The 19,960-nt window shown below is 66.6% G+C and carries 19 protein-coding genes; 9 read left to right on the plus strand and 10 right to left on the minus strand.

Annotation, left to right across the window (positions count from 1 at the left end; all coding sequences use genetic code 11):
• Positions 1-6: 6 nt before the first annotated feature.
• From B5D37_RS00840 to ykgO, 7 genes are all read right to left on the minus strand, one after another.
• A complete protein-coding gene (locus tag B5D37_RS00840) occupies positions 7-1,236 on the minus strand; it encodes a TraB/GumN family protein (RefSeq protein ID WP_078756824.1) in 1,230 nt (409 codons plus the stop codon).
• 159 nt (positions 1,237-1,395) lie between these two features.
• Complete coding sequence (locus B5D37_RS00845; RefSeq protein WP_078756825.1) at positions 1,396-2,322, minus strand: alpha/beta hydrolase; 927 nt, start codon at positions 2,320-2,322, stop codon at positions 1,396-1,398.
• A 21-nt stretch (positions 2,323-2,343) separates the two neighbouring features.
• Positions 2,344-2,973 carry a TetR/AcrR family transcriptional regulator gene (locus B5D37_RS00850; RefSeq protein WP_078756826.1) on the minus strand — a complete coding sequence of 210 codons (630 nt, stop codon included), beginning with the start codon at positions 2,971-2,973 and terminating at the stop codon, positions 2,344-2,346.
• A 62-nt stretch (positions 2,974-3,035) separates the two neighbouring features.
• Positions 3,036-3,920 carry a carbon-nitrogen hydrolase gene (locus B5D37_RS00855; RefSeq protein WP_078756827.1) on the minus strand — a complete coding sequence of 295 codons (885 nt, stop codon included), beginning with the start codon at positions 3,918-3,920 and terminating at the stop codon, positions 3,036-3,038.
• 85 nt (positions 3,921-4,005) lie between these two features.
• Positions 4,006-5,055, minus strand: a complete 1,050-nt coding sequence (locus B5D37_RS00860; protein ID WP_078756828.1) for an agmatine deiminase family protein — start codon at positions 5,053-5,055, stop codon at positions 4,006-4,008.
• A gap of 39 nt (positions 5,056-5,094) precedes the next feature.
• Positions 5,095-5,427: a hypothetical protein gene (locus tag B5D37_RS00865; RefSeq protein ID WP_078756829.1), complete on the minus strand. Its 333-nt coding sequence runs from the start codon at positions 5,425-5,427 to the stop codon at positions 5,095-5,097.
• Between the two features lie 184 nt (positions 5,428-5,611).
• Entirely contained in the window at positions 5,612-5,737 is a 126-nt protein-coding gene (gene ykgO / locus B5D37_RS00870; protein WP_036206164.1) for a type B 50S ribosomal protein L36, read from the minus strand.
• Between the two features lie 152 nt (positions 5,738-5,889).
• Between ykgO and cmk the strand changes: the two genes are divergently transcribed.
• The 9 genes from cmk to B5D37_RS00915 all read left to right on the plus strand — a co-directional run bounded on the left by cmk (position 5,890) and on the right by B5D37_RS00915 (position 15,528).
• Positions 5,890-6,576 (plus strand): (d)CMP kinase, encoded by a 687-nt coding sequence (cmk, locus tag B5D37_RS00875; RefSeq protein WP_078756830.1) that lies wholly within the window; start codon positions 5,890-5,892, stop codon positions 6,574-6,576.
• 175 nt (positions 6,577-6,751) lie between these two features.
• Entirely contained in the window at positions 6,752-8,443 is a 1,692-nt protein-coding gene (gene rpsA, locus B5D37_RS00880) for a 30S ribosomal protein S1 (RefSeq protein ID WP_078756831.1), read from the plus strand.
• Between the two features lie 99 nt (positions 8,444-8,542).
• On the plus strand, positions 8,543-8,845 hold the full coding sequence (locus B5D37_RS00885) for an integration host factor subunit beta (protein ID WP_078756832.1): 303 nt from the start codon (positions 8,543-8,545) through the stop codon (positions 8,843-8,845).
• 94 nt (positions 8,846-8,939) lie between these two features.
• Positions 8,940-9,203, plus strand: coding sequence for a LapA family protein (locus B5D37_RS00890; RefSeq protein WP_078756833.1), 264 nt, complete (start codon positions 8,940-8,942; stop codon positions 9,201-9,203).
• Positions 9,204-9,206: 3 nt separating this feature from the next.
• A complete protein-coding gene (lapB, locus tag B5D37_RS00895; protein ID WP_078756834.1) occupies positions 9,207-10,385 on the plus strand; it encodes a lipopolysaccharide assembly protein LapB in 1,179 nt (392 codons plus the stop codon).
• A gap of 163 nt (positions 10,386-10,548) precedes the next feature.
• A complete protein-coding gene (locus B5D37_RS00900; protein ID WP_159447317.1) occupies positions 10,549-11,370 on the plus strand; it encodes an MraY family glycosyltransferase in 822 nt (273 codons plus the stop codon).
• 3 nt (positions 11,371-11,373) lie between these two features.
• Positions 11,374-13,287, plus strand: coding sequence for a polysaccharide biosynthesis protein (locus tag B5D37_RS00905; RefSeq protein WP_078756836.1), 1,914 nt, complete (start codon positions 11,374-11,376; stop codon positions 13,285-13,287).
• A complete protein-coding gene (gene galU, locus B5D37_RS00910) occupies positions 13,287-14,186 on the plus strand; it encodes a UTP--glucose-1-phosphate uridylyltransferase GalU (protein ID WP_078756837.1) in 900 nt (299 codons plus the stop codon). Before B5D37_RS00905 ends, galU begins: the two co-directional genes overlap by 1 nt.
• Before the next feature lie 46 nt (positions 14,187-14,232).
• Positions 14,233-15,528, plus strand: a complete 1,296-nt coding sequence (locus B5D37_RS00915) for an NAD(P)/FAD-dependent oxidoreductase (RefSeq protein WP_078756838.1) — start codon at positions 14,233-14,235, stop codon at positions 15,526-15,528.
• A 34-nt stretch (positions 15,529-15,562) separates the two neighbouring features.
• Here B5D37_RS00915 and B5D37_RS00920 read toward each other — a convergent pair whose 3' ends face one another.
• The 3 genes from B5D37_RS00920 to B5D37_RS00930 are packed head-to-tail and all read right to left on the minus strand — an operon-like array spanning position 15,563 to position 19,812.
• Positions 15,563-16,765: an acetyl-CoA C-acyltransferase gene (locus B5D37_RS00920; protein WP_078756839.1), complete on the minus strand. Its 1,203-nt coding sequence runs from the start codon at positions 16,763-16,765 to the stop codon at positions 15,563-15,565.
• A gap of 20 nt (positions 16,766-16,785) precedes the next feature.
• Positions 16,786-19,161 carry a 3-hydroxyacyl-CoA dehydrogenase/enoyl-CoA hydratase family protein gene (locus B5D37_RS00925; protein WP_078757418.1) on the minus strand — a complete coding sequence of 792 codons (2,376 nt, stop codon included), beginning with the start codon at positions 19,159-19,161 and terminating at the stop codon, positions 16,786-16,788.
• Positions 19,162-19,191: 30 nt separating this feature from the next.
• Positions 19,192-19,812 (minus strand): TetR/AcrR family transcriptional regulator, encoded by a 621-nt coding sequence (locus B5D37_RS00930; protein WP_078756840.1) that lies wholly within the window; start codon positions 19,810-19,812, stop codon positions 19,192-19,194.
• Between the last annotated feature and the right edge of the window lie 148 nt (positions 19,813-19,960).

Genomic DNA, 19,960 nt, shown 5'->3' on the forward strand with positions numbered 1-19,960 from the left:
ATGCTCCTACAGGAGCGTGCCCAGCATGCGCAGCCCGCCGGTCCATACGCCGATGGCGGTGCCGAGGCTGGTGAGGAAGAAGTTCAGCAGCACCCGGGCCACCCGGTTGCGCCACCAGCCCCGCATGTTCTGGAGGTCGTCCCTCAGGGCCATGAAATCGGCGTAGGTCGGCTTGCGCAGCCAGGCCTCGGTCAGTGCGCTGAGCGTGCCGGAAGCCAGCGCCGGGTGCAGCGGCGTGATCGGAGAGGCGAGGAAGGCCACCAGGATGCTCAGCGGATGCCCCCCGGCAATGGCGCAACCGATGGCACCGAGGATGCCCGTGGCCAGTACCCACTGCAGCAGCAGGTCGCTGCCGACGTCGATGCCGCCCTGCCAGAAGCCCCAGGCGAAGCCGCCGATGACGAAGGTGGCGAGGATCAGCGTGAACCAGGGGATGTTGCTCTTGGGCGGCAGCGTCTCGAGTTCCGCGCGTAACACTTCGGCCGGACCCGTGTCTTCCCGCAGGTGGCGGGCGAGGCCCTGGAGATGCCCGGCGCCGACCACCGCCAGCACTTCCCGGGCCCCGTCGTGGTTGGTGTCCTCCCGGATCTCGCGCAGGCGCGCCGCCATGTAGCGGTCCCGCTCGGCAATGACCGTTTCGTAGACCGCTGGGCTCTCCTCCGCGAATTCATTGAAGCTGGCCTCAAGCATGTCGCCCTGCTTCAACTTCTCGATCTGGTCCTCGCCGACTTCCTCGTGGGCGAGCAGGGAGGCCAGAAGGCCCCCTCCGAGCTTGGCCCGGCCCCAGAACCCCAGCCGCGCCGACGCGCGCTTGAAGGTCAGGCCGATCTCGCGGTCGATGAGGTGGACAGCCAATGCCTGCTGGCGTGCCTCCTGCACTGCGCGCTTCAGTTCCGCCCCCGGTTCGACACCCAGCTGCTCGGCCAGCCGCCGCTGGTAGGAGGACAACGCGAGATTGGCCGCGAACATCGCGGTCCTCCCACTCCTGATCACCTGGATCAGGTCCAGCTTTGCGAGCACTCCGGAGTCGGTCAGCGCAGCCAGGCGCGGCTCGTCCAGCTCGACCGCGACCGCGTCGTAGCGGCCGCTGTGGATCGCATCGTGTACCGCGTCCACGCTCGCCTGCGAGACATGGGCGGTACCGAGCAGGGTGTAGCGCACCCCGTCCCGCTCGACGATCTGATGGGGCTGGGACTCCAGCACCTGCTCGGCGGTGCGGGCGCCGTCAGTGGCCATGTCGCCGCGCCTGGGGAAGGGTGGTGGCTGCAGCCGTGCAGGCGGGGAAGCGGATAGGGAAGGACATCGGAGGGGGCAGTGCGGAGGACGCTGGAGCTTAGAGAATCGGACCGGTAGCGGCAAACACGCCCACGCGGCCCAATACGGGCGGTTCAGCGTTCAGGCGACGCCGTAAGGGAGGTTCTCCGACGCCACCAGACGCTCGCCCACCGCCTCTCCACGAAGGAACGCGACGGCGGCCCCGATCACTGCCGGGTCATCCATGATCCGCCGATGTCCGAGTCCCGCGGTGCTGATCATCCGGGCTCGTGGCCAGTAGCGTGCCCAGCGTTCGCCCTCCGCCCATGGGACTTCGACATCCGCGACGTCGTGCACCACCAGTGCGGGGCAACCGATCGCGGGCGCATTGCGATGCGCCTGCAGTTCGTCCATGCGGATGCCGAGCATGGTTTCGAAGTTGCGCACCATGCTCTGGCACAACCGCTCGGACAGCCCGACCTGTCGTGCAAAGCGGTGTCTGGCGTCAAGCGGGTCGGCCGCCGGGGCGACCAGCACCGCGTGTTGCGCCCGCAGACCGCGCGCCAGGGCAACGCCGGCGGCGGCGCCTCCGAGTGAGTGGCCGATCACTGCCGCTGCTGGGCCGTGGCGCTCGGCCACCCGCGTCAGCGTGTCGATGAACGAGGGCAGGTTGCTCTGTGAGCCGCCGCTCCGGCCGTGGCCCAGCTGGTCGAAGGCCACCACGGCCATTCCGGCCGCCGCCAGGGGCTGCACCCAGGGAAGGATGCGGCAGCCGTGGCTCGACCACCCGTGTGCGAACAGTACATAGGGCTGCGTGTTCGGATCGCCCCAGACGTACTCGGCGACGGTGTCCAGGCCGGCGTCGAAGCGGGTGGTCGATGCGCCGTCCGGCGACACCTTGAGCGCCCTCTGGCGCGAGCCCGGCAGCGGCGTCGCGAAAAGGGCTCCGGCTCGTGCCGCGGTGCGGTCCGGGGCAAGCAGTCCTCCGATGCGAAAGCTCGTGCGCAGGGCGGCCCATTTTGCGTAAGAACGAACGATCGTGCTATTTCGTGCAAGGAGGCTGGACATGACGGGTTCCGTGTCAGTTGATCAAGCTGGTTGGGGATTGGTGCCGGGAACGGAGCAGGAGGCCACCAGGCGCTCGAAAGCCCGCAGCCCGCGCTGAAGCGCCGGCTCGTAACCGAACAGGCCAGCGTCGTGGTGCACCACCAGGGCGATGGCGAAGATCTCGAAGGCCACCTGGGCCTGGTCGGTCTCGGGCCGGAGTTCGCCGGTCTCCACCGCCAGTCCGATGGCCCGCGCCAGCTCCTGTCGCCACTGGTGCTCGTGGCTGACCAGCCGGTCCCGGACCGGGCCCGGGCGATCGTCGAACTCGCTGACGGCGGCCACGAACAGGCACCCGCCATCGGACGCATGGCGGACCCAATCAAGCCACGCCACGACGATCGCACGCAGGCGCGGCAGCCCCCGCCGCGCCTTCAGGGCGGGATGCAGGACGTGGGCAACGAAGCGGTCACCCGCCTCATCGAGCACCGCGAGCTGCAGGTCCTCGCGCGAACCGAAGTGGCCGAAGACGCCACTCTTGGACATGCCTACGGCGTGGGCGAGGGTGCCGATCGAGAGGCCATCCAGTCCCCCGACACAGGCAAGCCCGTAGGCCCGATCAAGGATCAGGTCGCGGGTGGCTGCGCCTTTGGAGGTGGCGGGGATGGACGACATCGGTCGAAAATAGCACGACCGTTCGTAATTGTCGCCGTGTCAGAGGCAAGTGCCTCGCGGGGTCAGTCGCGATAGCGCTTCAGCAAGTCGCCATAGGCGTCGATCCGACGATCGCGCAGGAACGGCCAGATGCGACGCACCTGCTCGCTGCGCCCGAGGTCCACCTCGGCCATCAGGATTTCCGGCTCGCCGCCCGCCTGCGCCAGGAACTCGCCCTGCGGGCCCAGCACGTGGCTGTTGCCCCAGAAGTCGATACCGGATGCGCCGACCGGCGAAGGCTCATGGCCGACCCGGTTGCACGACAACACCGGCAGCCCGTTGGCGACAGCGTGGCCGCGGTGGCTGAGGATCCAGGCATCGCGCTGGCGGTCCTTCTCGGCCTGGTCGTCATCCGGGTCCCAGCCGATCGCGGTGGGGTAAAGCAAAAGGTCTGCGCCGGCCAGGGCCATCAGGCGCGCGCCTTCCGGATACCACTGATCCCAGCAGACCAGCACGCCGAGACGGCCGACGGAGGTGTCGATCGGCTCGAATCCGAGGTCACCCGGGGTGAAGTAGAACTTCTCGTAGAAGCCGGGATCGTCCGGGATGTGCATCTTCCGGTATTTGCCGGCGATCGAGCCATCGGTTTCGAAGACCACGGCGGTGTTGTGGTACAGGCCGGCGGCGCGGCGCTCGAACAGCGACGTGACCAGCACAACGCCGGCCTCCTTCGCGATCTTCCCGAGCCGCTCGGTGCTCGGGCCGGGGATCGGTTCGGCGAGGTCGAACGCATCCACGCATTCGTGCTGGCAGAAATAGGCCCCGTTGTGGAGCTCCTGCAGCAGGACCAGGCGCGCCCCCTGGGCCGCGGCCTCGCGGATGCGCCCTTCGATGACTTCGAGGTTGGCGTCGGCATCGCCCTGGTTGCGCTCCTGGATCAGGGCGACGGGCAGCGTTGGGTTCTTCATGACGGGTCCGTTGTGGCGCGACGGCCGGGAGGAGGAAAGGGCAACGATGGCACGGCGGCTGTCGCCAGCCCATCAAACCGATGGGTCAGGCCAGGGCGCCGGCAGGCAACTGCATGGTGATGCAGTGCAGGCTGCCGTTCTGCCAGATCAGTGGCCGGCAGGGCACCGGCACGATCTCCCGGCCCGGGAAGGCCTCGGCCAGCACGGCAGCGGCGCCCGCGTCCGCAGGGTCGCCATAGGCCGGCATCAACACCGCGCCATTGATGATCAGGAAGTTCGCGTAGCTCGCCGCCAGTCGACGCCCCTCATCCAGCACGGGTTCCGGCCAGGGCAGGGGGAACAGGCGGTACGGGGCGCCATCGCGGGTGCGAAGTGCGGCCAGCTCCTTTGCCATCGCCTGGAGTTCGTCGTAATGCGAGTCGGTGGCGTCGTCGCAGGCCTGGTAGACGATGGCGTCCGCGGCGGCGAAGCGGGCAAGCGTGTCGATGTGGGCGTCGGTGTCGTCGCCTTCCAGGTAGCCGTGGTCAAGCCACAACACCCGGTCCTGCGCCAGCCATCCGCCGAGTCGCCTGGACAGCTCCTCCCGCGATGCATCGGGGTGGCGCTCGGCGAGGCAGCGGTAGGTGGTCAGGAGCGTGCCTTCGCCGTCGGTCTCTATGGCACCGCCCTCGAGCGCGAAATCGATGTCCTGGCGCTTGCCGTCGTTGAACACTCCGCCTTCGGACAGGGCCTCCACCAGCCGGTCGTCCAGGCCCGCCTCGAACTTGCCGCCCCAGCCGGTGAACCTGAAGTCGAGCAGGCGGAACCCCTCGGGACCACGCAGCGTGATCGGGCCGGAATCGCGCAGCCAGGTGTCGTCGTAGGGGACCTCGACGAACCGTACCCGCTCCATGTCCACCCGCGCCGACGCCAAACGCGCCCGTGCGTAGGCCTGTACATTCTCGTCGGCCACGCAGACAACGGCATCCTGGAAGCGGGTGATGGCCGCCACCAGTGCGATGTAGGTGTCCTCCACGCCTGCGAGCCGGTCGGCCCAGTCGGTGCCGGGGTGTGGCCAGGCCAGCAGGATCGCGGACTGTGGTTCCCATTCCGCGGGAAAGTGGAACCCGCTCGTCGGGCTGGAAGAGTCGGTCAAGGCAGTGCTTTTCAGGAGGAGATGCTCGTCAGGGTGCTGTCAGAGGATGGGCGGCTTGGGGCCGACTTCGGCGGCGTGGGCCTGGTTGACCACCACGTCGATCACCCGGTTCTTTTCGAAGTAGACGGTGAATCCGGGGTAGACCCAGCGGTTAATCGTCGGCCACTGGCGCTTCTGGCCGCCACGGGGATCGAGTCGCTGGGCCGGGGCGCCAAAGCGTGCTTCCACGTCCGACATCGCCTGGCCGCGCACGGGGACGTTGCCACTTTCCTGTTGGACCCGTTCGACCAGCAGGGTTTCGGCGGCGGCAACTGCCGGAACGGTGAGCAGGACGAGCAGCGAAAGCGCGAGGGCACCCGATTTGTTGGTCATTTCCCCATTCCCCATTCCATTAAGTGAGGCGGCGATTGTAAGCACAAGGCGTCGCGACCGGCAGCAATGGCGGTCGCAGACCCCGAAAGCAGGTCACTGGGCGGGCACTTGCAGCCGCCCAAACGCAGAAAGCCGCCCTTGGGCGGCCTTCCGGACAACTGGGCGCACGAAGCGCCCGCGTAGCTCAGCGCTGGCGCGCCTTGAAACGCGGGTTCGACTTGCAGATCACGAAGACCTTGCCACGACGGCGGACGACTTTGCAGTCGCGGTGACGGTTCTTCGCCGACTTCAGGGAGGACAGGACCTTCATGACAGACCTCGGCAACAGGAAAATGAGCAAGCCCGCGATTATGCAGGCTTTCCGCAGGCACATCAAGTGTTTGCGGACCGCAGCGTACGATTCCGCTGTGATGGCCCCGGGGGACGGCGACGGAATCGGCGCCTGCACATCATAATGGCAGGATGAATACGACGACCGACCCCGCACCCGTCCTCACCATCGACGGCCCCTCCGGCTCCGGAAAGGGCACCATCAGCCGCCTGGTGGCGCGGCGCCTGGGCTGGCACTACCTGGATTCGGGCGCGCTCTATCGCGCGGTGGGGGTCGCCGCCGGCTGGGGCGACATCGACCTTGCCGACCCCGCCGCACTGGTCCGCTGCACCTTCGATACCGAGGTCAGCTTCCGTGAGCAGGGCGAGGACCTGCACGTCCTCGTCAACGGCTCGGACGCCACCCTGGAGCTGCGGACCGAAACGGCCGGCGCGGCGGCCTCGGCGATTGCCGCGATCCCGGAGGTCAGGGCCGCCCTCAAGGATCGCCAGCGCGCTTTCCGCCAACCCCCGGGCCTGGTTGCCGACGGCAGGGACATGGGTACGGTCATCTTCCCCGACGCCCCTTACAAGGTGTTCCTGACGGCCAGCGCGGAGGAGCGGGCGGAGAGGCGCTATAACCAGTTGAAGGACAAGGGAGTTTCCGTTACATTGGCTGGTCTGCTGCGGGAGATTCTTGCCCGTGACGCCCGCGATGCCAGTCGCGCGGTGGCGCCCTTGCGACCGGCCGATGACGCCGTCCGCATCGATACCACCGGGATCGGCATCGACGAGGTGGTCGAGCGGGTGCTGGCCTTGCTGCCCGCAACCGGGGCCTGATCGGCCGCAGCGGATAGCCCCGTCGCAATACCGCGGCGGATCAACCAACCGACACATGGTGCAGTTCCATCGCACCACATAACGGGTGGGTCGACCACGTGCTGCTTGCGTTACCCCCTTTCGGGGAACGATGACAGCCGGTGCGGCCCGTGTGTTCAACCGGATAAATTTTCCAATGACCGAATCATTTGCCGAACTGTTCGAACAGAGCGAGGCGTACCTCGCCAAGCTGAAGCCGGGTGCCATCGTCACCGGTACCGTCGTCGAGGTCCGTGGCGACGTGGTGGTGATCAACGCCGGCCTGAAGTCCGAAGGCATCGTGCCGATCGAACAGTTCCGTAACGACGACGGCGAAATCGACGTCGGCGTGGGCGACCAGGTGAAGGTTGCCCTCGACGCCATCGAGAACGGCTTCGGCGAGACCGTACTGTCGCGCGAGAAGGCCAAGCGCGCCATGGTGTGGGACGAGCTGGAAGAAGCGCTCGAGAAGAACGAGACCATCACCGGCCGTATCAGCGGCAAGGTCAAGGGTGGTTTCACCGTCGACATCAAGGACGTCCGCGGCTTCCTGCCGGGCTCCCTGGTCGACGTGCGCCCGGTGCGCGACTCGACCTACCTGGAAGGCAAGGAGCTCGAGTTCAAGCTGATCAAGCTGGACCGCAAGCGCAACAACATCGTCGTCTCCCGCCGTGCGGTGGTCGAGAGCGAGCACTCGGAAGAGCGCGAGCAGCTGATGGAGAAGCTGGTCGAGGGCGCGATCCTGAAGGGCGTGGTCAAGAACCTCACCGATTACGGCGCGTTCGTGGACCTGGGCGGCATCGACGGCCTGCTGCACATCACCGACATGGCCTGGAAGCGCGTGCGCCATCCGTCCGAGGTGGTGGAAGTCGGCCAGGAGCTGGACGTCCGCGTGCTCAAGTACGACCGCGAGCGCAACCGCGTCAGCCTGGGCCTCAAGCAGCTGGGCGAGGATCCGTGGGACAACATCGCACGCCGTTATCCGGCCGACACCCGCGTGTTCGGCAAGGTCTCCAACGTCACCGATTACGGCGCGTTCGTCGAGATCGAGCCGGGCGTCGAAGGCCTGGTGCACGTCTCCGAGATGGACTGGACCAACAAGAACGTCAACCCGTCCAAGATCGTGCAGGTCGGTGACGAGGTCCAGGTCATGGTGCTGGACGTGGACGAGGAGCGTCGCCGCATCTCGCTGGGCATGAAGCAGGTCACCAGCAATCCGTGGGAGACCTTCGCCGTGCTGCACAAGAAGGGCGACAAGGTGGAAGGCCAGATCAAGTCGATCACCGACTTCGGCATCTTCATCGGCCTGGACGGCGGCATCGACGGCCTGGTCCACCTGTCCGACATCAGCTGGAACACCACCGGCGAAGACGTGGTCCGCAACTACAAGAAGGGCGACACGCTCGAAGCCGTCGTCCTGGCAGTGGACCCGGAGCGCGAGCGCATCAGCCTCGGCGTGAAGCAGATGGAGCAGGATCCGTTCGGCCAGTACATGGCGTCGAACACCCGTGGCTCGATCGTCACCGGTACGGTCAAGGAAGTCGACGCCAAGGGCGCGACGATCGAGCTGGCCGATGGCATCGAAGGCTACGTGGCTGCCCGCGACATCGCCAAGGAGCGCGTCGACGACGCCACCAAGCACCTGAAGGTCGGTGACGAGATCGAAGCCCGCTTCATCGGTATGGACCGCAAGGGCCGCAGCATGCAGCTGTCGATCAAGGCCAAGGACGAGGCCGAGATGCAGGAGGCCGTGTCCGATTACAACCGGGCCAGCGCCGACGCAGCCAGCGGCACCACCAAGCTGGGCGCGCTGCTGCGCGAACAGCTGAACAGCAACAAGTCCGAGTAAGTCGCAGCGTTGCTTTAAGCACGTCGCGAAGCTGTAACCAGGAACGGCCCGGCCTTGGCCGGGCCGTTCCTCTGTCTGCTATCCGAGTACCGGCATCCCATGACCAAGTCAGAGCTCATCGAGATCCTTGCCCAGCGCCAGGCCCACCTGAAGGCCGAGGACGTGGATCTGGCCGTGAAGTCGCTGCTGGAAATGATGGGAGGCTCCCTCGCACAAGGGGAGCGCATCGAAGTGCGCGGGTTCGGCAGTTTTTCCCTGCACTACCGCCCGCCGCGCCTCGGCCGGAACCCGAAAACGGGTGAGTCCGTCGCTTTGCCGGGCAAGCATGTGCCCCATTTCAAGCCCGGCAAGGAATTGCGCGAACGGGTCAGCAACGCGATGCCGGTCGACGAGTCCGACTGACACCCCGTTGCAACCGCTTTACCCCGCTTCTGGTTGTGTCGCTGATGACGCCCGGTAAGCTAGCCGTCTTGCAAGGAGTGCCCGGGAGGCCGTCATGCGTGTGATCCGTTACCTGTTCGCGTTCGCCTGCCTTGCACTGGGCGCGATCGTCGGCGCGCTCAACCGGCAGCCGGTCTCCATCGACCTGGGCTTTGCCCACCTGCCTACCAACCTCGGCATTGCCTTGCTGGTCGCGCTCCTGATCGGCGTACTCGCCGGCGGTCTGGCCATCAGTGCCAGCCTGGTACTGCCGCTGCGCCGGCGCCTGGCGCGGGCCGAGCGACAGCAGACTGCGCCGGAAACCCGTTCGGGGAACTGAACCGTGGCATTCATAAGCGAGTGGTTCTGGTTCTTCCTCCTGTTGCCGATCGCGGCCGTCAGCGGCTGGGTCGTGGGGCGCCGGGGCGGTGAACGCCACAGCACCACCCAGGTCAGCCGGCTGTCGACCACGTATTTCCGCGGCCTCAACTACCTGCTCAACGAGCAGCCGGACAAGGCCATCGAGCTGTTCCTGCACATCGCGGAACTGGACAAGGACACCTTCGAGACCCAGGTCGCGCTCGGGCACCTGTTCCGCCGCCGTGGCGAGGTCGACCGTGCCATCCGGCTCCACCAGGCCCTGGTCCAACGCCCCGGCCTGAGCGACCAGCAGAAGGTGCAGGCCCTGCTTGCGCTCGGCGAGGACTACATGCGGTCGGGCCTGCTGGACCGGGCCGAGACCGTGTTCAGCGACCTGGTCAACCTGGACATGCGCGCGCCCTTGGCGCTGCGCCACCTCATCAACATCTACCAGGCCGAGCGTGACTGGGACAAGGCGATCGAGAACGCCCAGCGCTACGAGGCGGCGACCGGCGAACCCATGGGGAAGCTGATCGCCCAGTTCGAGTGCGAACTGGCCGACCGACACCGCGCCGCCGGCGATGCCGCCGCTGCCCGGGCAGCGGTTGCGCGCGCCTACCAGGCCGACGCGAACTCGGTCCGTGCAGGGATGCTGGAAGGACGGATCGAAGTCGAGGCTGGCAACGATGCCGGCGCGATCCGTGCGTTCGAGCGCGTGGCCCGCCACGATCCCGACTACCTGCCCGAGGTCATGCCCGCGCTGCTCTCCAGCTATGAGCGGGTTGGCGATGGCCCCGGTGCACGGGCATTCCTGTCGGAGATGTGCGAACACTATCGCGGCATCGCGCCCGTGCTGGCCTTGACCCGGATGGTCGAGCAGACCGAAGGCGTCGCGTCTGCCCGCGCCTACCTGGCCAAGGAACTCAAGGATCGTCCATCCGTGCGCGGCGAGGCGGCATTGATCGACCTCACGCTGGCGGAGGGTGCCGACCCGGCGGCGACGCTGGACGACCTCAAGCACATCACCGACCAGCTGCTGGTGCGTAATCCCAGTTACAGGTGCGGCCGCTGCGGTTTCGGCGCCCGGAGCCATCATTGGCAGTGCCCGAGCTGCAAGGAGTGGGGCACCATCAAGCCACTCCTGAACTACGCCGTCGTCTGATCGCGTGCTGGTCTGGCTCATCCTGCATGCAGCGATCGGCGTCGTCGGTACGTGGCTGGCCCGGCGGTATGCATTGCAGCGGGACCTGCTCGATCACCCCGGTGAGCGGCGAAGCCATGTCGTGGCGACGCCCCGGGGAGGCGGCATGGCGATCGTGGCTGCAATGCTGGTGGCGACCCTCTCGCTCGCCTGGAAGGATCCCTCGCAGCGGCAGTTGCTGCTCGCGCTTTCTGCATCCATCGGCCTTGTTGCCGGTGTCGGGCTGTTGGATGACCATCGGCCGCTTTCTCCGTGGTCTCGCCTGGCGGTACATGTCGTCGCCAGTGGCATCTTTGCCGCCACTGCATTCGTCGTGTTCTCCGACCCGTGGGTTGGCCTGATCGCCCTCGTTTCGACGTTGGTGCTGACCAACGTGTGGAACTTCATGGATGGCATCAATGGAATTGCTTCGAGCCAGGCGTTGCTGCTCTCGGTGGCGCTCGGACTCGCCCTCGGGGGCACCTGGGGGATGGTGGCGGTTGCGCTTGCGGCTGCGTCGGCCGGTTTCCTGCCTTACAATTTCCCGCGCGCCCGGATCTTCCTCGGCGACGGCGGCAGTGGCGCGATCGGTTTTGCAATCGCCGCGCTTGCCACCACGGCCGTGGGCGTTGGCGGCTTGAAGTCCGGTTGGTTGCTGCTCCCGCTGTCGGCATTCCTGGTGGATGCGGGGTTGACGCTGATTCGACGCGTGGTTCGTGGCGAGCGTTGGTGGACCCCGCACGTCCAGCACGCGTACCAGGCCTGGGCGCGTCGTGGAGGCCACGCGGTCGTCACGTTGGCATATGCAGCATGGACCGCTGCCGGGATGCTGGCGATGTTCGCCGCTGCCGGCCTGCCGGAATCATGGCTGCTACCGGCCTGTGTGCTCTGGTATGCATCCGCCGTTCTGGCGTGGTGGTGGCTGCAACGCGCCGACCATCGTGCCGTGCGCCATTTACAGGGATAGAAGATGAAGCAGTGGCGGGATCGGTGGTCCGGAGGCATACCGCGGGTCGCGGTGGTGCTGCACGACCTGGCGATGGTGTGGCTGGTTTGGCAGGGCCTGCACCGTCTGCGTTTCGGCGTGATGCAGAGCCCTCCGGAAATGCCGTGGTGGTCGACCGAGATCGCCCTGGTATTGCTCGCGCAGGGGCTGGTGTTCTGGCAGGTCGGCCTCTACCGGGGACTGTGGCGGTTCGCGAGCGTCCCGGACCTCTGGAACATTTTCAAGGCGTGTGCGCTCGGCCTGTTCGCGGTGGTGCTGGGCCTGTTCCTGTACAACAGGCTCGATCTCGTCTCGCGCACCGTCCTGGTGCTGTACCCGCTCGTCCTGATGGGCGTCCTTGGAGCCCCCCGGCTCCTGTACCGGGCCTGGAAGGACAGCCGGATGGAGCGGGGCGGCGGCACCTCCGTTCGGATCCTGATCCTCGGCGCAGGACACGCCGGCGAGGCCCTCGTCCGCGACCTGCGGCGGTTCGGCACCTATCAGCCGGTGGGCTTCCTTGACGATGCCTCGCGGTTGCGGGGCAGCAAGGTGCAGGGCGTGCCTGTCCTGGGAAGGGTGGAGGATGTCGCCGAGATCGCCCGGGAGACTGCCGCACGGTTGCTGGTGATCGCCATGCCCTCCGCGAATGCGGATGCCATGCGCCGTGTTGTGGCGTCATGCGAACGCTCGGGCATTCCGTTCCGCATGGTGCCGCGCCTGAGCGATGTCCTTGAAGGACGTTCGCTGCCGGGCGAGCTGAAGGAAGTCGCGATCGAGGACCTGCTCGGCAGGCAGCCGGTCCTGCCCGACTGGAAGGCGATCCGATCGTGGCTGGGCGCCCGGTCGGTACTGGTGACGGGCGCCGGCGGCTCCATCGGGTCCGAGCTGTGCCGGCAGTGCGCGCGCCACGGTGCCCGCCGCATCGCGCTGGTGGAGATCGATGAGCTGGCGCTGGTGACCACCGAGGCGAGCCTTAAGCGCGACTTCCCCGATCTCGAGTTCATTCCGGTACTGGGCGACTGCGGCGACACCGCGGTAATCGAGTACGCCATCGGCGCCGCGCAACCCGAAGCCGTGTTCCACGCCGCTGCGTACAAGCAGGTACCGCTGCTGGAAACCCAGCTGCGCGAGGCGATCCGGAACAACGTGCTGGCGACCGAGACGGTTGCACGTGCCTGCCACCAGTCGGGAATTGGCACGTTCGTGCTCATTTCCACCGACAAGGCGGTCGATCCGGGCAACGTGCTCGGCGCCACCAAGCGCCTTGCGGAAATGCTCTGCCAGTCCCTGGCGGACCAGCGCGGCACCCGGTTCGTGACGGTGAGGTTCGGCAACGTGCTGGATTCAGCCGGCAGCGTGGTGCCGCTGTTCCGGAAACAGATCCGCGCCGGCGGACCGGTGACGGTGACAGACCCCGAGGTGACCCGCTTCTTCATGACGATCCCGGAAGCGTGCCAGTTGATCCTCCAGGCTTCCGCCATCGGGTCCCACGAGGCCGTCTATACCCTCGACATGGGCGAAGCGGTGCCCATCCGCCTGCTGGCCGAACAGATGATCCGCCTCGCCGGCAAGCAGCCGGGGCGTGATATTTCGATCGCCTATACCGGGCTCCGGCCCGGCGAGAAGTTGCACGAAACCCTGTTCCATGCCGACGAGCGCTACCGCGCCACCGCCCATCCGAAGATCCTGCAGGCGGAGCCGCGCGCGGTCGATGCGGAGCAGATCCACGCCTCCTTGCGGAAGCTGCGCGAGGCTTCACAACGATACGACCGCGAAGCGCTGGCCCAGTTGCTGCGCCAGGCGGTCCCGGAGTTCCAGCCTGTCGGGCAGCATGCTCCGATCAAGGAGGATTCCCCCACCGTCGTGGCTTTCCCGTCACGCACCGCCAGGAAGCTTTGATGCCAGCAAGAATCCGTACCGCCGTATTTCCCGTCGCCGGCCTCGGCACCCGGTTCCTCCCCGCCACCAAGACCGTCCCCAAGGAGATGCTGCCGATCATCGACCGGCCGCTGATCCAGTACGCGGTGGACGAGGCAATCGAGGCCGGATGCGAAACCCTCGTGTTCGTGACCAATCGCTACAAGCACGCGGTCGCCGACTACTTCGACAAGGCCTACGAGCTCGAACAGAAGCTGGAGAGTGCCGGCAAGCTGGAGCAGCTCGAACTGATCCGCAATGTCCTGCCGAAGGGCGTGCGGGCGGTGTTCGTGACCCAGACGGAGGCTCTGGGTCTTGGCCACGCCGTCCTGTGTGCCAAACCAGTGATCGGAAATGAACCTTTTGCCGTGATGCTGCCAGACGACCTGATCTGGAACCGCGGACCGGGCGCGCTCAAGCAGATGGCGGACGCGGCGGAAGCCAGCGGTGCGAGCATGATCGCCGTGCAGGACGTGCCACGCGAGAAGACGGCGAGCTACGGCATCGTCGCGACCGAGGATTTCGCCAATCGCCAGGGCAGGATCAGCGCGATCGTCGAGAAGCCACAACCGGCCGATGCGCCCACCACGCTCGCAGTGGTCGGGCGCTACGTGCTCAGCCCCCGCATCTTCGATTTCCTGGAGCGTACTGATCCGGGGGCGGGCGGGGAGATCCAGCTCACCGATGCCATCGCATCGCTGCTGGCGGAAGAGCCGGTGAATGCGTTCCGCTTCCAGGGCACCCGGTTCGACTGCGGTACCCACCTGGGCCTGATCGAAGCGACGATCCGCTACGCACTCGATCACGAAAAGCTGAGTGAAGCCGCCCAGGGGTTGATGCAGGACGCCCTGAAGGAGATGGGCGTGACCGAGCTCGAGTAGGCGCGCTCCGGTTGACAGCGCCGGTCGGCCACGGCTGACTGGCGTGATGGCTGATACCTACTACGACGCCACGCACCGACCCGATGCGCCTGCGCGCCCATCGCTCTCAGGGCGGCACGACGTGGACGTCTGCATCGTTGGCGGCGGTTTCGCCGGGCTGAACACGGCGATCGGGCTGGTCGAGCGTGGCGCTGTCAGCGTCGCGCTGCTCGAGGCACGCCGAATCGGCCACGGGGCTTCCGGCAGGAACGGCGGTTTCGTCTTCGGCGGTTTTTCGCTGGACGAGGCGATGCTCCTGAGGGAGCTCGGGCCGCATCGTGCCCGGGCCCTGTATCGCGGCACCCTCGACGCCGTCTCGCTCATCCGGCATCGCAGCCAGGCGATGGCGATTGATTGCGAGCTCGTAGACGCCGGCGTGGTGTGGGCCAATTGGTTCCGCGACAGCCGGATATTGCGGGATCGGCAGGCGCTGCTGTCGGAGCACTTCGGTGTCCGGTGGGAATGGCTGTCACGCACCGAGCTGCGCGACCGGATCAATACCGAACGCTACAGCGAGGGACTGTTCGAGCGCGACGCGTTCCACTTCCATCCGTTGAAGTACGCCCGCGGCATCGCCGCCGTTGCGGAAATGGCGGGCGTTTCGATCCACGAGAACACGCCGGCCGTCGGGCTGGAGCCCGATGGAGCAGGGTGGAGGATACGGACCCCGTCCGGCGAGGTGCGTGCCAGGCATGTCGTGCTTGCCTGTGGGGGCTATCTCGCCGGACTGAGGAAGCAGGTCGACGCCGCCGTACTCCCGATCGCGACCTACGCCATGGCCACCGAGCCACTGGGTGCCCGGATGGCGGCGGTGCTCGGCTCGCGTGCTGCCGTCTACGACACCCGTTTCGCATTCGACTACTACCGGCCGATGGTCGATTCGCGACTGCTCTGGGGTGGGCGCATTTCGGTGCGGGATCGATCGCCCGAGGCCGTCAAGCGCCTGCTGTACCGCGACATGCTGAAGGTTTTTCCGCAACTGGAAGGCGTGCGTATCGAACATGCCTGGTCCGGCCTGATGAGCTACGCCCGCCACCAGATGCCCCAGGTCGGGATGATCGAGCCGGGATTGTGGCTGGCCCAGGCTTTCGGCGGCCATGGGGTGGCGCCGACCACCTTTGCCGGCGAGCTTGTGGCCGCCGGAATCGCCGAGGGCGACGAACGTTGGCGGGAGCTCTCGGGATTCGGTCTGCAGTCGGCGTTCAAGCCGGTGGGATACATCGGTGCCCAACTGGCCTACTGGTGGGCACAGGCGAAGGACGGACTGAAAGCGGTCGCCGAAGAAAAAAGAACGGCCCATTGAGGGCCGTTCCAGGGGTTGCTACGAGGCAGGTCGCCTAGAGCGACTCGAACACGCCCGCCGCGCCCATGCCGGTGCCGATGCACATGGTCACCATGCCGTACTTCTGCTTGCGGCGACGCAGGCCGTGCAGCGCGGTGGCCAGGCGGATGGCGCCGGTGGCGCCCAGCGGGTGACCCAACGCGATGGCACCACCCAGGGGATTGACCTTTGAAGGATCCAGTCCCGAGTCGCGGATCACGGCCAACGCCTGCGCCGCGAATGCTTCGTTGAGCTCGATCCAGTCCAACTGGTCCTTCGTGAGCCCGGCCTGCTTCAACGCCTTCGGAATCGCCTCGATCGGACCGATGCCCATGACCTCCGGGCGTACGCCGGCCACCGAGAAGCTGACGAAGCGGGCAAGCGGTGTCAGACCGTAGTCCTTGATCGCCTGCTCGCTGGCCAGCAGCACCGCACCGGCACCGTCGGACATCTGCGAAGAGTTGCCTGCGGTGACGCTGCCCCCGAACTGTCCATTGCGGAACACCGGGCGCAGCTTCGAAAGGCCTTCGATGGTCGAACCGGGACGGGGGCCTTCATCGGTGTCGACCATGGTCTTGTGGACGCGGATCGTGTTGCTGCCCAGGTCCGGCTGATGGGAGACCACCTCCAGCGGACTGATCTCGTCCTTGAACTCGCCGGTTTCGATGGCCTTGAGCGCCTTGAGGTGGGATTCCAGCGCGAACTGGTCCTGGTCCTCCCGGCTGACCTTCCATTCTTCGGCGACCTTTTCGGCGGTAATGCCCATGCCGTAGGCGATTGCCACATTGTCGTCCTTGAAGACGGAAGGCGAGAGGGCGATCTTGTTGCCCATCATCGGCACCATCGTCATCGATTCGGTACCGCCCGCCAGCATCAGGTCGGCCTGCCCGAGGCGGATCTGGTCCGCCGCCAGGGCTACCGCCTGCACACCGGATGAGCAGAAGCGGTTGATGGTCTGCGCGGCAATGGTGTCCGGCAGGCCGGCCAGCAGCACGCCAATGCGGGCCACGTTCATGCCCTGCTCGGCTTCGGGCATCGCACAGCCGATGATCGCGTCCTCGATGCGGTTGACGTCGATGCCCGGTGCCTGGGCGATCACCGACCTGAGTACGTGCGCCAGCATGTCGTCGGGGCGGGTGTTGCGGAATGCGCCGCGCGCCTTGGCCACCGGGGTGCGGGTGGCGGCGACGATGTAGGCGTCCTGGATCTGTCTGGTCATGTCTTTGTCCTCGTCGTCGCTTAGTTGCGGAGTGGCTTGCCGGTCTTCAGCATGTGCGCGACGCGCTCCTGGGTCTTGGGCATCTGCGCCAGCGCCACGAAGTGTTCGCGCTCCAGCCTGAGCAGCCACTCCTCGTCGACCACCGCGCCGCGATCCACTTCGCCGCCGCAGAGCACGGTGGCGATGCGGGTGGCGATCTCGTAGTCGTGCTCGGAGATGAACCTGCCTTCGAGCATGTTCACCAGTTGCATCTTGAAAGTGGCGATACCGACATCACCCGCCACGCGGACCTTGCGTGCCGGCAGTGGCGGCCGGTATCCGCCATCGGCCAACGCCGTGGCCTGGGCCTTGGCGACGTGCAGCAGTTCGAACGCGTTGAACACCACCACGTCCTCGGCGCGGGCCAGGCGCAGCGACTTGGCCTCCATCGCCGAGGTCGCGACCTTGGCCATCGCCACGGTTTCGAACACGGTCTTGAGTTCGCTGAAGACGTCGCCGTGGGGGCCCACCGCCTCCGAGGCGCGCACGGCGAACTCCTTCAGGCCGCCGCCTGCCGGCAGCAGGCCCACGCCGGCCTCGACCAGCCCGACATAGCTCTCCAGGCCGAACACCGTGCGTGCGGCGTGCATCTGGAACTCGCAGCCACCACCCAGTGCCAGGCCCCGGACCGCGGCAATCACCGGCACCAACGAGTACTTGATCGCCTGGCTGGTGCGCTGGAAGTTCGCCACCATCGCATCGAAGCCCTTGATATCGCCAGCCTTCAATAGTCCCAGCGCTCCCGACAGGTCGGCGCCGGCGGAGAAGGGCTCCCTGGGCTGCCAGATCACCAGTCCGCGGAAATCACGCTCGGCGATCCTGATCGCCTCCTGCAGGCCGTCCAGGACCTGGTCCGACACGGTGTGCATCTTGGTCTTGAAGCCCACCACGGCGATGTCATCGCCTTCGTCGGCCCACATGCGGACACCGTCGTTCTCGAACACGGTGCGACCCTGCGAGGACTTCTCGCCCAGCAACGCGTCGGGGTGCCGCTGGCGCGCATAGACCGGGTTGGTGGAGCGGGGCACCATGGCGTCGCGACCGGGGCTGTAGCTGCCGTCCTTGCCGTGCACCCCTTCGCGGCCATCGAAGACCCAGTCGGGCAGGGTGGCGTTGCTCATCGCCTCGCCGGATACGATGTCCTCGGCGATCCACTCGGCCACCTGCTTCCAGCCGGCGGCCTGCCAGGTTTCGAACGGGCCTATCGACCATCCGTAGCCCCAGCGCATCGCGAAGTCGACGTCACGCGCGGTCTCGGCGATGTCCTTCAGGTGGAAGGCGCTGTAGTGGAAGGTGTCGCGGAAGCAGGCCCAGAGGAAGCGCGCCTGTGGATGCTCGCTGGCGCGAAGGGCGGCGAACTTCTTCGCCGGATCCTTCTCCTTCAGCAGGGCCGCAACGTCCGGATCCAGCTCCGCACCGGAAGGCCGGTAGTCCTGGGCCTTGAGGTCAAGGACCATGATCTCCTTGCCCTTCTTGGTGTAGAAGCCCGCGCCGGTCTTGGCGCCCAGGGCGCCCTTGTCGACCAGTCCGGACAACCACTTGGGCGCTTTGAAGTACTTGTGCCACGGGTCGTCCGGCAGGGTGTCGGCCATGGTTTTGATGACGTGGGCCATGGTGTCCAGCCCGACCACGTCGGCGGTGCGATAGGTGGCCGACTTCGGCCGGCCGATGGCGGGGCCGGTGAGCGCATCGACGGTGTCGAAGCCAAGCTTGAACTGCTCGGTGTGGTGCATTGCGGCCAGCATCGAGAACACACCGATGCGGTTGCCGATGAAGTTCGGGGTGTCCTTCGCGGTCACCACGCCCTTGCCGAGGGTGGTGACCAGGAACGCCTCCAGCCCCTGCAGAATGGCCGGATCGGTGCCCTTGGCCGGGATCAGCTCGGCCAGGTGCATGTAACGCGGCGGGTTGAAGAAGTGCACGCCGCAGAAGCGGTGGCGCATTTCCTCGGGCAGCACTTCGGCCAGCTTGTTGATGCCCAGGCCGGAGGTGTTGCTGGCGAGGACGGCGTGTGAGGGGACATGCGGCGCGATCTTGCGGTAGAGGTCCTGCTTCCAGTCCATCCGCTCGGCAATCGCCTCGATCACCAGGTCGCACCCTTCCAGCAGCTCGAGCCCGGTGTCGTAGTTGGCGGCGACGATGCGGGAGGCCAGCGCCTTGTCGGCCAGCGGGGCAGGGCTCAGCTTGGCCAGGTTGGCGATCGCCTTGTTGACGATGCCATTGGGATCGCCCTCTTTTGCAGGCAGGTCGAACAGCACCGTATCCACGCCGGCATTGGTCAGGTGCGCGGCGATCTGTGCGCCCATGACACCGGCACCGAGTACCGCGGCCCGTCGCACAAGTAGTTTCTCAGACATTGCCATCAACTCCTTGAAAAATATGGGTGTTCAACTTCTGAATCCTGCTGCTGAAAACCGGATGAGTTCCCGGGCGGCCCGCTCCCGGTGTGCTTTTTCGCCCGTCCCTGTCGGACGCTTGATCAGGCCGAAGTCGGCCATGGCGTAGGTCAGTGCACCGGCAAGGAAGTCGAGCCGCCAGTACAACTCCTCTTTGCTCATGTCCGGCAGGCACTTGGCGATGGCCTTGGCGAATTCCCGCAACACGTGTCCGTAGTGATCAGAGAGGAACTTGCGCAGGCTGTCGTTCTTCTCCGCATAGGCACGGGCGATGACCCGCACGAAGGCCGCGCCACCGCAGCGGTCCTGTGCAAGCGCCAGCGCCGGCTCGACGAACGCCGCCAGGATCGGCTCCAGCTGGCCCGGATGCCCGGCGACGGCGGCCTCCAGCTCCGCGAGCCGCTGCGCGCTCATCTCGTCCATCCGGCGCCGGAATACCTCGTTGACCAGGTTTTCCTTGCTGCCGAAGTGGTAGTTGACCGCGGCGATGTTGACCTCGGCCCGGCTGGTGACCTGCCGCAGGGAGGTCCCGGTGAACCCGTGCTGCGCGAACAGTTCCTCCGCAGCGCCGAGGATGCGGTCCTTGGTGGAGAAGGGAGCGTGAGATGCCAAGCGGCCTCCGTTGCGGGGCGATCGCCGCCCGGCGCGAATCAAACGTTTGTTTGATGCTAGGGGCGCACGCGACGGTGGTCAAATCCCGTACAGGTGCGACGCGCAAAACGCCGCGGCAATCCGCTAGAATTACCGTAGCCATGTTGGC

It is taken from the genome of Lysobacter spongiicola DSM 21749 (assembly GCF_900167055.1).
Taxonomy (GTDB): Bacteria; Pseudomonadota; Gammaproteobacteria; order Xanthomonadales; family Xanthomonadaceae; genus Novilysobacter; species Novilysobacter spongiicola.

Bases quoted from the DNA above. Each gene is read 5' to 3' on its own strand.
- B5D37_RS00920 (WP_078756839.1), bottom strand. From the start codon at position 16,765: ATGACCAGACAGATCCAGGACGCCTACATCGTCGCCGCCACCCGCACC.
- B5D37_RS00865 (WP_078756829.1), bottom strand. From the start codon at position 5,427: ATGACCAACAAATCGGGTGCCCTCGCGCTTTCGCTGCTCGTCCTGCTC.
- B5D37_RS00915 (WP_078756838.1), top strand. From the start codon at position 14,233: ATGGCTGATACCTACTACGACGCCACGCACCGACCCGATGCGCCTGCG.
- B5D37_RS00840 (WP_078756824.1), bottom strand. From the start codon at position 1,236: ATGGCCACTGACGGCGCCCGCACCGCCGAGCAGGTGCTGGAGTCCCAG.
- B5D37_RS00850 (WP_078756826.1), bottom strand. From the start codon at position 2,973: ATGTCGTCCATCCCCGCCACCTCCAAAGGCGCAGCCACCCGCGACCTG.
- B5D37_RS00905 (WP_078756836.1), top strand. From the start codon at position 11,374: ATGAAGCAGTGGCGGGATCGGTGGTCCGGAGGCATACCGCGGGTCGCG.
- B5D37_RS00890 (WP_078756833.1), top strand. From the start codon at position 8,940: ATGCGTGTGATCCGTTACCTGTTCGCGTTCGCCTGCCTTGCACTGGGC.
- cmk (WP_078756830.1), top strand. From the start codon at position 5,890: ATGAATACGACGACCGACCCCGCACCCGTCCTCACCATCGACGGCCCC.
- B5D37_RS00900 (WP_159447317.1), top strand. From the start codon at position 10,549: ATGCTGGTGGCGACCCTCTCGCTCGCCTGGAAGGATCCCTCGCAGCGG.
- B5D37_RS00855 (WP_078756827.1), bottom strand. From the start codon at position 3,920: ATGAAGAACCCAACGCTGCCCGTCGCCCTGATCCAGGAGCGCAACCAG.
- galU (WP_078756837.1), top strand. From the start codon at position 13,287: ATGCCAGCAAGAATCCGTACCGCCGTATTTCCCGTCGCCGGCCTCGGC.
- rpsA (WP_078756831.1), top strand. From the start codon at position 6,752: ATGACCGAATCATTTGCCGAACTGTTCGAACAGAGCGAGGCGTACCTC.
- B5D37_RS00925 (WP_078757418.1), bottom strand. From the start codon at position 19,161: ATGTCTGAGAAACTACTTGTGCGACGGGCCGCGGTACTCGGTGCCGGT.
- B5D37_RS00885 (WP_078756832.1), top strand. From the start codon at position 8,543: ATGACCAAGTCAGAGCTCATCGAGATCCTTGCCCAGCGCCAGGCCCAC.
- ykgO (WP_036206164.1), bottom strand. From the start codon at position 5,737: ATGAAGGTCCTGTCCTCCCTGAAGTCGGCGAAGAACCGTCACCGCGAC.
- B5D37_RS00845 (WP_078756825.1), bottom strand. From the start codon at position 2,322: ATGTCCAGCCTCCTTGCACGAAATAGCACGATCGTTCGTTCTTACGCA.